The organism is Azospirillum sp. TSO5 (genome assembly GCF_003116065.1).
GTDB lineage: Bacteria > Pseudomonadota > Alphaproteobacteria > Azospirillales > Azospirillaceae > Azospirillum.
On record NZ_LGQY01000145.1, the window covers coordinates 16,648 to 29,108 of the forward strand.

Here is a 12,461-nt window from a genome sequence, read left to right on the forward strand (position 1 = left end):
ATCGTCCGCCAATCGCCCGGATCGCACGCCGTTACCGTTCCGCGCCGTTGCCTACGGGCGGTCAAGCTGGTAGGGTCCGCGCCGCCCTGATTCTGGAATTCACGAGTACGCCATGAAGGTCAATGCCAACACGATGCGCCCCGGCCATGTGCTGGAGCACAACGGTAAGCTCTGGGTCATCACCAAAACCGCCATCGTGCAGCCTGGTAAGGGCGGCGCCTTCATCCAGCTGGAAATGAAGGACGTTCGCACCGGCAACAAGTCGATCGAGCGGTTCCGCACCCAGGAGACCGTTGAGCGCGCTCGCCTGGACGAGCATGAGATGACCTTCCTCTTCGCAGAAGGTGACAGCTTCACCTTCATGGATAAGGAAAGCTTCGAACAGGTCTCCATCCCCCGCGACATCATCGGCGAGCCGGCCGTCTTCCTGCAGGACGGCATGGAAGTCACGGTGCAGAGCCATGAAGGCTCGCCGCTGGGCGTCGAGATCCCCGGCAAGGTCACGCTGCTGATCACCGAATCCGACCCGGTGGTGAAGGGCCAGACGGCTTCTTCCTCCTACAAGCCGGCCAAGCTGGAGAACGGCGTGTCGATCCTGGTTCCGCCGCACATCGAGGCCGGGACCCGCGTCGTCGTCGATACCGCCAGCGGCGAATACGTCGAGCGCGCGAAGGACTGATCCTTCCCAGGTCGGTTCTGCCATCACCGGTCTTCGCCATGCGCGGAGGCCGGTGTATTGTTTTCTGGTTCCTGCACGAAACGGTACACCAACACCCATGGCCACCCGCTCCGCTCTCATCAACGTCATGGTCCGCGCCGCCGAAAAGGCAGCCCGCGGTCTCGTCCGCGACTTCGGCGAGGTCGAACACCTCCAGGTGTCGCGCAAGGGGCCTGCGGACTTCGTGTCCGCCGCCGATCTGAAGGCCGAACGCACCCTGCGCGAGGAACTGCAGAAGGCGCGGCCCGAATTCGGTTTCCTGATGGAGGAGAGCGGCGCGTCCAAGGGCAGCGATGCCGAGGCACGCTGGATCGTCGATCCGCTCGACGGCACCACCAACTTCCTGCACGGCCTGCCGCACTGGGCGATCTCCATCGCAGCCGAGCGCAATGGCGAGATCGTCGCCGGCGTGATCTACGCCCCCATCGGCGACCAGCTGTTCTGGGCCGAGAAGGGTGCCGGCGCCTTCGTCAACCACACCCGCCTGCGCGTTTCCGAACGCCGCAAGCTGGAGGATTGCGTGATCGCCACCGGCATTCCCTTCAAGGGCCGCGGCGACCACGCCACCTTCCTGAAGGAACAGGAAGCGGTGATGAAGGAAGTCGCGGGCATCCGCCGCTTCGGCGCCGCCTCGCTCGACCTCGCCTACACCGCCGCCGGCCGGTTCGACGCCTATTGGGAACGCGGTCTGGCGCCGTGGGACTGCGCCGCCGGCGTGCTGATGGTCACCGAAGCCGGCGGTTTCGTCGGCGAGATCGAGGGCGGCCGCAACCCGGTCTTCACCGGCAACGTGCTCGCCGCCAACAGCCATCTCCAGGTCCCGGTCGCCCGCCTGTTGAAGTCCGCCAAGGGCTGACCCCTGCCCTGCCCATCCTCCGCCTTCCCGCACGGGAATGGCGGATGGGTGGTTGTGGCTGGAGCGATCGATAGGCTATGGTTTGCAGGACAAAGGTTTAACGGGACACATCGTTTTGGGCCGCTGGGGACACGCCGACCGCAAGCACCTTGCCGCCGCCGCGCTGTGCGCGGTCTGGACGCTCTTTCCGGCTGCCCTGTCGGCGGCGGCTCCGGCCAACGGCCCGGCGCTGTCTCCCGCCGGATTGACGCTGGAAAACGCGGTTCCCCTGTCCGTACCGCCCCGCCCTAACCTGCGCACCCCGCCGCCGGTCAAGGCGCCGCCGCGACTCGTCCTGCCGCAGCCGTTGGAGGCCCCGCCTCCGCCCGCCCTGACGGAAGGTCCGGTCCAGCCGGCGCCGCGCGCCACCGCCCGGACCGAACCGGCTCCGAGGACAGCGCCGACGGCGGCCCAGCCGCAGCAACCCACTACCCAGGCACCTGCTGCCCAAACACCCGCTGCCCCGGCGCCCGGTCAGCCGCCGACCGCGCCGCGAACCGACACCGCCGCGCTGCCCCCTCCCCCAGATGCGGCACCTCCTGCGGCTAACCTGCCACCTTCGAGCGTTTTGAGCCTTGTGTTCCCTGTCGGCGCCACCAATCTGCCGGATGCGGCAGACGCCGTGGTCGACCGGATCGTCGAACGGCTGCGCGCCAGCGACACCGCGAGGCTCCAGCTGCGCTCCTACGCCAGCGGCACCGCCGACACGGCGCGCGAGGCGCGGCAACTGGCACTGGCCCGGGCGTTGGCGCTGCGCGAGCGGCTGACGGCCTTCGGGATCCGCAGCACCCGCGTCGATGTCCGCGCATTGGGCCTGGACGACGGAGATGGGCCGCCGGACCGGATCGATGCAGTCTTTCTGAATGAATAGCGCCCTTAATGAATAGCGCCCAGCCCGTGCGCGAGGTCTGATCGGAACACCCCTTCGGAGCATCATGACCGCCACAACCCCGACGACCCGACCGCTGGAGGTATCCGCCCTCATGACACGCCCGGAGCGGTTCCTGACCCGGATGATCCTGTTCCTGGTCGTGGTCGGCGCGGTGACTGGCCTGCTGTTCCCCGCCCTGCGCTCGGCCTTCCTCAACAATGCGCCGCTGAACGGCGTCATCCTGGCGACTCTGCTCGCCGGCATCGCCTTCATTTTCCGGCAAGTCCTGATGCTCCGCCCCGAAGTGGCTTGGCTGGAGCAGTACCAGAGCGGGGTCGCCCCCGCTTCCTTGCAGGAGCCGGTGCTGCTGGCGCCGATGGCGCGCATGCTGGGCGAACGGCGCGGCCGGCTGACGCTGTCGGCGTTGTCGATGCGCTCCCTGCTCGACGGCATCGCCTCGCGCCTGGACGAATCGAGGGAGCTGTCGCGCTATCTGATCGGACTGCTGATCTTCCTCGGCCTGCTCGGTACCTTCTGGGGCCTGCTGCACACGGTCCAGTCGGTCGGCGGCGTCATCGGCAGCCTGTCGGTCCAGGGCGGCGACGTCGGCACCATGTTCTCCCACCTGCAGCAGGGGCTGGAAGCGCCGCTGGTCGGCATGGGCACCGCCTTCTCCTCCTCGCTGTTCGGCCTTGCCGGTTCACTGGTGCTGGGCTTCCTGGAACTCCAGGCCAGCCAGGCCCACAACCGCTTCTTCCAGGACCTTGAGGACTGGCTGTCCAGCGCCACCCGGCTGTCGAGCGGCGCCGCGGGCGGGCTCGAATCGGGCGACCATGCCGCCTCCGCCTATCTGACCGCCCTGCTGGAACAGACCGCCGAGAACCTGGACTCCCTGCAGCGCACCGTCGCCACCGCCGAGGAAGGCCGGCGCGCCGCCAACGCCAACCTGATGGCGCTGACCGAGCGGCTGTCGAGCCTGACCGACCATATGCGCGCCGAGCAGCAGCTTCTCCTGCGTCTGGGTGAGAATCAGCTGGAGGTGAAGGGCCTGCTCGACCGTCTGGCGGAGAACGCGGGTGGCGGCTTCGACGACGCCTCGCGCCAGCATCTGCGCAACATGGACATCTATCTCGCCCGCATCGTCGAGGAATCCTCCAACGGCCGCGTCCAGGCGGTGCAGGAGATCCGCAGCGAGATCAAGCTGCTGGCCCGCACCATCGCCGCGTTGGCCGAAGAAGCCGACCAGCAGCAGCGCTGACACTCTGACACCGTAGGCCAACGCCGGGAGTTCCCATGGCCAGCATCAGCCGCCGCAACGGCCACCGCGACGCCAGCGCCTGGCCCGGCTGGGTCGACGCCCTGTCCTCGCTGGTGATGGTCGTCATCTTCCTGCTGATGGTCTTCGTCGTGGCGCAGTTCTACCTCGCTACCGCGCTGACCGGCCGGGATGAACAGCTGACCGCACTCAATCACAAGATCGCGGAGATGAACGACCTGCTGGCGATGGAGCGGGATGCCAACGCCGATCTGCGCGTCAACATCACCCAGCTGTCGACCGAATTGCAGACCTCCGTCGCCGCCCGCGACGACATGACCCTGTCGCTGAGCCAGCTTCAGGAGGACCGCGACCGCACTGCCCGCACGCTGGAAGAGCTGCAGCGCAACGTCCGTGTCGACCGCGAGACGCTCGACCTGAAGCTGAAGGAAATCCTCAGCCTCCAGGCTGACATCAAGGCCCTGCGCGACGCCCGGCAAAAGCTGGAGGGCGAACTTTCCGCCGCCGTCGCCGCCGCCAAGCTGACCGAACAGCAGCGCCAAGCCCTGCTGGCCGAACTCGGCACCACCCGCGACCGCGCCAAGGCGCTGGAGTCGGAACTGGCCTCCGCCACCGAGAAGACGATGCTGGCGCAGAAGGAGATCGACCAGCGCGACATCCGGCTTAAGGCGCTGGAATCGCAGCTGGCCGACAGCCAAACCCAGGCCCAGAAGGATCTGGAGCAGCGCGACATCCGCATCCGCGACCTGATGGCCTCCCTCACGGGAGAGAAGGCGGAGGGGACCAAGAGCAAGCAGCAGATCGACCTGCTGAACCAGCAGCTTCTGGCTCTGCGTGACCAACTCGCCCGCATCGGCGCGGCGCTGGAGGCGTCGGAAAAATCCTCGGCCGAGCAGAAGGTGCAGATCGCGGAACTGGGCGCCCGGCTCAATCAGGCGCTCGCCGCCAAGGTCCAGGACCTCGCGCGCTATAAGTCGGAGTTCTTTGGCCGCGTCCGCGAGGCGCTGGGCAACCGGCCGGACGTGAAGATCGTCGGCGACCGCTTCGTCTTCCAGTCGGAACTGCTGTTCCCGTCAGGCTCGGCGACGCTGGAGGAGGCCGGCAAGCAACGGCTGGCCGACCTCGCCCACACTCTGATCGAGATCGGCAAGGTGATCCCGCCCGACGTGAATTGGGTTCTGCGGGTAGATGGCCACACCGACATCAAGCCGGTGCGCTTCCAGTTCGCCTCCAACTGGGAACTGTCGGCCGCCCGCGCCATCTCGGTGGTGAAGTTCCTGATCGACCAGGGCATTCCGCCGGAACGGCTGGCCGCCGCCGCTTTCGGCGAATTCCAGCCCATCGACCCCGGCACGTCGGACGAAGCGCTGGCGAAGAACCGCCGGATCGAGATCAAGCTGGACCAGCGCTGACCGGAACCGCGGCGCCTGAGCGGCTGTTTCCTCCGTATCGACGCTCTTGTCGAAACGAAGGATCAGCCATGATGAAGACAATCATTGCCGCTTTGTCGGTCGCCGTCCTGGCCGGCGGCATCGCCGCCCTGCCTCACCCGGCCGAAGCCAAGGGGTGCGTGAAGGGAGCGGCCGTTGGCGGCGTCGCCGGCCATATGGTCGGGTCGGGCCACGGGGTTGCGGGTGCCGCCGTCGGATGCGCGGTAGGCCACCACGAAGCCAAGAAGAAGGACGAGGCCAAGAAGAAGACCGACCAGCAGCAGGATGCTCACGGCAACAACCAGCCGTCGAAGTAACCGCTGCCAAGCGGGATGGAGTGCAGAGGCGCTTCGATCAGCCCTGCCATTCCTCCCGCAGGATGGCGTAGAGAACGTGGTCGCGCCATGCGCCGTCGATGCGCAGATAGCCGCGGGCATAGCCCTCGTGGGTGAAGCCGACCTTTTCCAACAGGCCGCGGCTCGGCAGGTTGGTCGGCAGGCAGGCGGCTTCGACCCGGTGCAGGCCGAGTTGCCCGAAGGCGAATTCCAGGACCAGCCGGGTGCCACCCGACACATAGCCGTTGCGGGCATAGGGCTGGCCGGCCCAGTAGCCGAGCGTCCCCATTTGGGCGACGCCGCGGCGGATGTTGGTCAGGCCGAGTCCGCCGACCAGCGCGTCGGTCGCGCGGTCGAAGATTAGGAAGCTGTAGCCGAGGTCGTCACGCCATTCCTGCGCCTGACGCCGCAGCCGCCGGGAAAAGGCCGTCCGGGTCAGGGCGTCGGCCGGCCAGGTGGGTTCCCAGGGCGTGAGGAAGGCGCGCGAGGCGGCGCGGAGGTCCGCCCATTCCCGCCAGTCGCGCGGAAGCGGCGGCCGGATGTAGCAATGCGGACCGTCGAGACGGACCGCGGGCGGGCTGATGAGGCCGCTGCCGAGGAGGCGGATCATTGAGTGACCACCCTCGCTCCCCCATCTAGGAAAGGGGACATCCGTCGGCCGGACGATCCACGCAGTGCTTCCCCCTCACCCCGACCCTCTCCCCGGGGGGGAGAGGGGGAAAATTGCGGGGGGAGAGGGGTGGCGGCCACCGTCTTCATCGTCAGGCGAGACGCTCCGCGATGCGGTCGTAGCTTTCCAGCTTGGCGATCGGGCCGAGAGCGGCGACGGTCGGGCGGCTGGCGCGCAGGCGGGTGGCGGCCTTGATCACGGCATCTCGATCGACACCGTCGATCTTCGCCACGATCTCCTCCACCGGAACCGGGCGGTCGTAGATCAGGATCTGCTGACCCAACTGCTCGCAGCGCGACATGGTGCTTTCCAGCGCCATGAGCGTCCCGGCCTTCAACTGGGCGCGGGCGCGGGCGACCTCGTCCTCCGTCACGTCGGCGCCAACCTTGGCGATCTCGTCGCAGACGACGGGGACCAGTTCCGCCACCTCATCCTCGCCGGTGCCGGCATAGACGCCGAACAGGCCGCCGTCATGGTAGCCGCCGGTGAAGGTGTAGATGGAATAGACCAGCCCGCGCTTCTCCCGCACCTCCTGGAACAGGCGGGACGACATGCCACCGCCCAGCAGGGTGGACAGCACCGAGTGTGCGTAGAAGTCCGGATCATGGACCCCCACCCCGTCGAAGCCGAGCACGAGGTGCATCTGCTCCAGATCACGGTCCTCGCGGAAGTCGCCGCCGGTGTAGCTGGCGGACTCCGGCTTGGGCGGGGCGCCGCTCGGCAGGTCGCCGAAGGCCTTGAAGGCAAGATCGACCATGCGGTCATGCTCGATGCGGCCGGCGGCGGTCAGCACCATGCCCGGCGCGCCATAATGGCCGGCGATGTAGTCGACCAGCGCTTCCCGCGGCAGGGCGCCGACGATCTCGGCAGAGCCCAGCACCGGGCGACCGATGGCCTGCCCCGGATAGGCGGTGGACTGGAAATGGTCGAAGATGATGTCGTCGGGCGTATCGGCGCTCTGGCCGATCTCCTGCAACACCACCGTGCGCTCGCGCACCAGCTCCTCGGCGTCCAGCGTGGAGTGCTGGATCATGTCGGACAGGATGTCGAGCGCCAGCGGCGCATCCTCGTGCAAGACCTTGGCGTAATAGGCGGTCTGCTCGCGGGTGGTGTAGGCGTTCAACTGCCCGCCGACATTCTCGATCTCCTCGGAGATGCGGAAGGCCGAGCGGCTGCGGGTGCCTTTGAACAGCATATGCTCGACGAGGTGGGCGACGCCATTGACGCTCGCCGCCTCGTTGCGGGTGCCAACCCCGACCCAGCAGCCGAGCGAAACGGACTGCACGTCGGGCATGGTGTCGGTCGCGACGCGAAGCCCGTTGGGCAACGTCGTCACACGAATGGAACTCATGCGGCCTCCTGGGCGGCGCGGGCGCGCGCGATGACGAAGTCCTGAACCGCCGCCAGATCGTTCGGCAGTTCGGACAGGCGCTCCTCGCGCACATAAAGATCGGACAGGCGCGGCGGCAGCTCCGGCCGGCGGCCGGTCGCCTTCTCCACCGCGTCGGGGAATTTGGCGGGATGGGCGGTGGCGAGAACCACCATGGGAACGGACGGATCGACCCGGCCGGCCGCGACCGCGGCCTTGGCCGCCCCGATGCCGACCGCCGTGTGCGGATCGAGCAGATAGAGGCTGCCCTTCCAGACATCGGCGATGGTCGCCATGGTGGCGGCCTCGTCCACCCGGTGGCCGGAGAAGATGGCCAGCGCGCGGGCGAGTTGGGCGTCGGTCACCGCGAACTTGCCCTCGGTGCGGAAGCGGTTCAGCGCCTCCGTCACCGCGGTGCCGTCGCGGTCGAGCAGGTCGAACAGCAGCCGTTCGAAGTTGGAAGAGATCTGGATGTCCATGCTGGGAGACAAGGTAGGCACGACGGGCGCCGCGACCATGCTCCCACTGGCGAAAAAGCGCGCCAGGATGTCGTTGCTGTTGGAGCCGACCACCAGCGTCTCCACCGGCAGCCCCATGGCGCGGGCGCCGTAGGCGGCATAGACGTTGCCGAAATTGCCGGTCGGCACGGTGAAGGCGATCTTGCGGTCCGGAGCGCCAAGCGCCACCGCGGCGGTGAAGTAATAGACGATCTGGGCCATGATGCGGGCCCAATTGATCGAATTCACCGCCGACAGGCCCATCCGGTCGCGGAAGGCGCCGTCGTTGAACATCGCCTTCACGAGGTCCTGGCAATCGTCGAAGGTGCCGTCCAGCGCGATGTTGTGGACGTTGGACGACAGCACGCTGGTCATCTGCCGGCGCTGCACCTCGGACGTGCGGCCCTTGGGATGCAGGATGAAGATGTCGACGTTCTGGCGGTCGCGGCAAGCCTCGATGGCGGCGGAGCCGGTGTCGCCGGAGGTGGCGCCGACGATGGTCACCCGCTGCCCGCGCTTGGCCAGCACATGGTCGAACAGGCGGCCGAGCAGCTGCAGCGCCACGTCCTTGAAGGCCAAGGTCGGTCCGTGGAACAGCTCCAGCACCCAGGTGGTCGGGTCGACCTGCACCAGCGGGGTCACCGCGGCATGGTCGAAGCTGGCATAGGCGTCACGGACGATGGCGCGGAACTCGTCCTCGGCGATTGAACCGCCCAGGAAGGGAAGCATCACGCGGACGGCGATCTCGCTGTAGGGCAGCCCGCGCATGGCGCGGATGTCGTCGGCCGTGAATTGCGGCCAAGTCTCCGGCACATAGAGGCCGCCGTCGCGCGCCAGCCCGGCAAGAAGGACGTCCTCGAAACCCAAGACCGGGGCCGCGCCCCGCGTGCTGACGTACCGCACCGCTTACACTCCGTCCGATGAAGAGGGCATAGTTAGCGAGGACCCTGCCCGCACGCAAGCGGTGCGGGACGCACGGCGCATATTCCGTCCGGTTGGGGGTGCGTGGCGGCTCTGGATGGAACGTTTGGAACACGGTGAAACAGTTTTCCGGGGTGTGTTCAGTGTTCCATCCGGGTCGGAGCCATTCACGCGGCCTCCTCCACCGCCTCGTCGGCTGTGCGGCGGCGCACCAGGGAGGCGGCGCGTTCCAGCACCTCCGGCCCGGCACCGGGGCGGTGGGCATTCTCGGCGATGTGGCGGCGGTAGGCCCGGGCGCCGGGCAGGCCCTGGAACAGGCCCAGCATGTGGCGGGTGATGCTGGACAGCGGCGTCCCGCGCGTCATGCGCGCCTCGATGTAGGGCAGCATGGCGTCGATCACCGCATGGCGATCGGGACCGCCCTCCCCACCCATCAGGCGGCGGTCGGCGTCGACCAGCAGATAGGGCGTCTCATAGGCGGCACGGCCGATCATCACGCTGTCGACCTTGCCCAGATGCTCTTCGGCCTCGTCCAGCGTCTTGATGCCGCCGTTGATGGCGATGGTCAGATGCGGGTTTTCCGCCTTCAGCCGGTGGACGAGGTCATAGCGCAGCGGCGGGATGTCGCGGTTCTCCTTGGGGCTGAGGCCCTTCAGCCACGCCTTGCGGGCATGGACGATGAAGTGGGTGCAGCCGGCGGCGGAGACGGTGCGGATGAAATGGTCCAACGTCGGCCATTCCTCCATCTCGTCGATGGCGATGCGCGACTTGACGGTGACGGGGATCGACACGGCGTCACGCATGGCACCGACCAGCCGGGCGACCAGATCGGGCTCCGCCATCAGGCAGGCGCCGAAGCGTCCCGACTGCACGCGGTCGCTGGGGCAGCCGACGTTCAGGTTCACCTCGTCATAGCCCCACTCTTCCGCGATGCGGGCGCAGGCGGCGAGGTCCGCCGGGTCCGACCCGCCAAGCTGGAGCGCCACCGGATGCTCCGCCGCGTCGAAGCCCAGCAGCCGCTCGCGGTCGCCATGCAGCACGGCGCCGGTGGTCACCATCTCGGTATAGAGCAGGGTCGAGCGCGACAGCAGACGGTGGAAGTACCGGCAATGCCGGTCGGTCCAGTCCATCATCGGGGCGACGCTGAGGGGGATGGCGGGGGTAACGAGGTTCGGGGCGGTCATAGCGGTCAGCTCTGCTGCGGCCGGGAAGAGCAAGGTGGGCGAAACCGGATCGGCGGGCAACCACCCGGCACAAAATTCGCCAAACGCAAAAGGCCCGGCTTTGCAGCCGGGCCTTCTAAGCTTGTCGCGCACCTTGGAGAAGGTGGCGTCCCCGACGGGAGTCGAACCCGTGTCGCCGCCGTGAAAGGGCGGTGTCCTAGGCCTCTAGACGACGGGGACGTCGTTCGCGGTGACGCGCTTTCTAAAGATCGGAGCCGGAGAGCGCAAGCGCTTTTTCGCATCCTCCGATACTTTTTTGCGCCCTGCCCCACCAAGCCTTACGTCGAGCGCGCAGGCGCGGCGTCGTCGATCAGCAACTGCACACCTTCAGACCCGTTCCAACGGTCGATGCGCAGCACGCCGGCGAGGTGGAAGGGGGTGCCGCGGCCGGTCAGCAGGGCTTGGCCCATGTCGCTGTCCAGCGCGCGGAAGGCGATGGCCTTCAGCCGGGCGCCGTCGTTGCCTTGCAGGATGCAGCGGACATGGTTGGCACCCACCACGTCGGCGCGCACGACGCGGGCGTCGGCGATGGCGAAGCGCGGTTCGGAGTTGCCGGTGCCGTAGGGGCCGAGCTTGTCGAGCATGGTCACCAGACCGACGCTGGCGCCGCCGACCGACAGGGCGCCGTCCAGTTCCAGCGTCGGCACCAGCGGGGCGGCGGCGACCTGTTCGGAGATGCGGCTGTGCAGGAAGTCGCGCAGAGCGTCGATCTTGTCGCCGGCCACGGTGAAGCCGGCCGCCATGCGATGGCCGCCGCCGGCCAGCAGCAGCCCCTCCTGCCGGGCGGCGATCACCGCGGCCCCCAGGTCGACGCCGCGAACCGAGCGGCCGGACGCCTTGCCGATGACGGTGCCGTCGGCGGTTTCCTCCAGGGCGACGACACAGGCGGGACGGCTGTAGCGCTCCTTCAGGCGGGCGGCGACGATGCCGATGACGCCGGGATGCCAGCCGACGCCGGTGACGAAGACCAGATCGGTCTCGCGTCCGGCCTCGGCGGCGACGCGCTCCAGCGCCTCGTCGAGAACCGCTTGCTCGATGGTGCGGCGTTCGGCGTTGTGGCCTTCCAGACGCTGGGCGAGTTCCATCGCCTCGATGGGGTCGTCGGTGGAGAGCAGGCGGGCGCCAAGGTCGGACGCTCCCACCCGGCCGCCGGCATTCACACGCGGGCCGAGGACATAGCCGGCATGGTAGGCGTCGGGCTTCTCCTTCACGCCGGCCACGTCGGACAGGGCGGCGAGGCCGGGGTTGGCGCGGCGGGCCATCACCTTCAGCCCCTGCGCCACCAGCGCGCGGTTGAGACCGGTCAGCGGAACCACGTCGCACACCGTGCCGAGAGCGACGAGGTCGAGCCATTCCATCAGGTTGGGCTCGGCCCGGTCGCGGTAGAAGCCGGACTGACGGAGCGCACGGTTGACGGCGACGATGGTGATGAAGGTGACGCCGGCGGCGCAGAGCGTGCGGTAGGCGCCGTCCTCGTCCAGCCGGTTGGGGTTGACCAGGGCGACCGCGGGGGGCAGGCGCGGTTCGGCGGCGTGGTGGTCGAGGACGACGACCTCCAGCCCGGCATCGGCCGCCGCCTCCAGGGCGGCGAAGGCGGAGATGCCGCAATCGACGGTCACCACCAGCCGCACCCCCTCCCCTTTCAGCCGCAGCAGCGCCGCGGCGTTCGGGCCGTAGCCTTCGGTGATGCGGTCGGGGACATAGACGCGGATATCGGCGCCGAGCGAGCGGAAGAATCGGCGCAGCAGCGCGGCGGAGGTGGCGCCGTCGACGTCGTAGTCGCCGAAGACTGCCACCGGCTCGCCATCGCGGATGGCGCGGGCGATGCGCTCGGCCGCCGGATCCATGTCGCGGAAGCGCGAGGGGTCGGGCAGCAGCGCCTTCAGCGTCGGGTTCAGAAAGGTTTCACAGGTGTCGTCGGTGACACCACGGGCGGCCAGCACCCGGCCGACGATCTCCGGCAAGCCACGCCCCTGGGTGAGCGCCTGCGCCTGCCGCTCGTCGCAGGGCCGCGCCTGCCAGCGCTTGCCGGACAGGGAGTTGGCGACGTTGAGGAAGGCGGCGGCTTCGGTCATGGCGGTGCTGCACGGTCGCTGGGATGGGTCCACAGCCATAGCAGACATAGGCGTGCGCGGCACTAGGGGTGTGGGCAGGGGTGGGATGTCGTCGGCTTCGGAGCCCCCTCCCCATCCCTTGTATGTTGAGTTTGGCTTATAGTGTCTCCGACGGATCGAGCTGCTGGGGGTGGCCACCCCC

The 12,461-nt window shown here is 68.3% G+C and carries 11 protein-coding genes and 1 tRNA gene; 6 read left to right on the forward strand and 6 right to left on the reverse strand.

Annotation, left to right across the window (positions count from 1 at the left end; genetic code table 11):
• Window positions 1-112 precede the first annotated feature (112 nt).
• The 6 genes from efp (at window position 113) to TSO5_RS29630 (ending at window position 5,507) form a co-directional block, all read left to right on the forward strand.
• Window positions 113-679, forward strand: coding sequence for an elongation factor P (gene efp, locus TSO5_RS29605; RefSeq protein ID WP_098740264.1), 567 nt, complete (start codon window positions 113-115; stop codon window positions 677-679).
• Window positions 680-776: 97 nt separating this feature from the next.
• A complete protein-coding gene (locus tag TSO5_RS29610; protein ID WP_109154967.1) occupies window positions 777-1,574 on the forward strand; it encodes an inositol monophosphatase family protein in 798 nt (265 codons plus the stop codon).
• Between the two features lie 115 nt (window positions 1,575-1,689).
• The gene (locus TSO5_RS29615; RefSeq protein ID WP_109154968.1) at window positions 1,690-2,484 is read left to right on the forward strand and encodes an OmpA family protein; all 795 of its coding nucleotides are present in this window, start codon (window positions 1,690-1,692) and stop codon (window positions 2,482-2,484) included.
• Window positions 2,485-2,548: 64 nt separating this feature from the next.
• Window positions 2,549-3,742: a flagellar motor protein MotA gene (locus tag TSO5_RS29620; RefSeq protein WP_109154969.1), complete on the forward strand. Its 1,194-nt coding sequence runs from the start codon at window positions 2,549-2,551 to the stop codon at window positions 3,740-3,742.
• Window positions 3,743-3,777: 35 nt separating this feature from the next.
• On the forward strand, window positions 3,778-5,172 hold the full coding sequence (locus TSO5_RS29625) for a peptidoglycan -binding protein (protein ID WP_109154970.1): 1,395 nt from the start codon (window positions 3,778-3,780) through the stop codon (window positions 5,170-5,172).
• A gap of 68 nt (window positions 5,173-5,240) precedes the next feature.
• A complete protein-coding gene (locus TSO5_RS29630) occupies window positions 5,241-5,507 on the forward strand; it encodes a hypothetical protein (protein ID WP_199231062.1) in 267 nt (88 codons plus the stop codon).
• 37 nt (window positions 5,508-5,544) lie between these two features.
• Here TSO5_RS29630 and TSO5_RS29635 read toward each other — a convergent pair whose 3' ends face one another.
• The 6 genes from TSO5_RS29635 to recJ all read right to left on the reverse strand — a co-directional run bounded on the left by TSO5_RS29635 (window position 5,545) and on the right by recJ (window position 12,280).
• Window positions 5,545-6,135 (reverse strand): GNAT family protein, encoded by a 591-nt coding sequence (locus TSO5_RS29635; RefSeq protein ID WP_109154971.1) that lies wholly within the window; start codon window positions 6,133-6,135, stop codon window positions 5,545-5,547.
• A gap of 151 nt (window positions 6,136-6,286) precedes the next feature.
• Window positions 6,287-7,546 carry a pitrilysin family protein gene (locus TSO5_RS29645; RefSeq protein ID WP_109154973.1) on the reverse strand — a complete coding sequence of 420 codons (1,260 nt, stop codon included), beginning with the start codon at window positions 7,544-7,546 and terminating at the stop codon, window positions 6,287-6,289.
• Window positions 7,543-8,964 carry a threonine synthase gene (gene thrC, locus TSO5_RS29650; protein WP_109154974.1) on the reverse strand — a complete coding sequence of 474 codons (1,422 nt, stop codon included), beginning with the start codon at window positions 8,962-8,964 and terminating at the stop codon, window positions 7,543-7,545. Before thrC ends, TSO5_RS29645 begins: the two co-directional genes overlap by 4 nt.
• Window positions 8,965-9,149: 185 nt before the next feature.
• Window positions 9,150-10,166 carry a tRNA dihydrouridine(20/20a) synthase DusA gene (gene dusA / locus TSO5_RS29655; protein ID WP_109154975.1) on the reverse strand — a complete coding sequence of 339 codons (1,017 nt, stop codon included), beginning with the start codon at window positions 10,164-10,166 and terminating at the stop codon, window positions 9,150-9,152.
• 143 nt (window positions 10,167-10,309) lie between these two features.
• Window positions 10,310-10,385, reverse strand: a tRNA-Glu gene (locus TSO5_RS29660).
• Between the two features lie 98 nt (window positions 10,386-10,483).
• Window positions 10,484-12,280: a single-stranded-DNA-specific exonuclease RecJ gene (gene recJ, locus TSO5_RS29665; protein WP_109154976.1), complete on the reverse strand. Its 1,797-nt coding sequence runs from the start codon at window positions 12,278-12,280 to the stop codon at window positions 10,484-10,486.
• Window positions 12,281-12,461 lie beyond the last annotated feature (181 nt).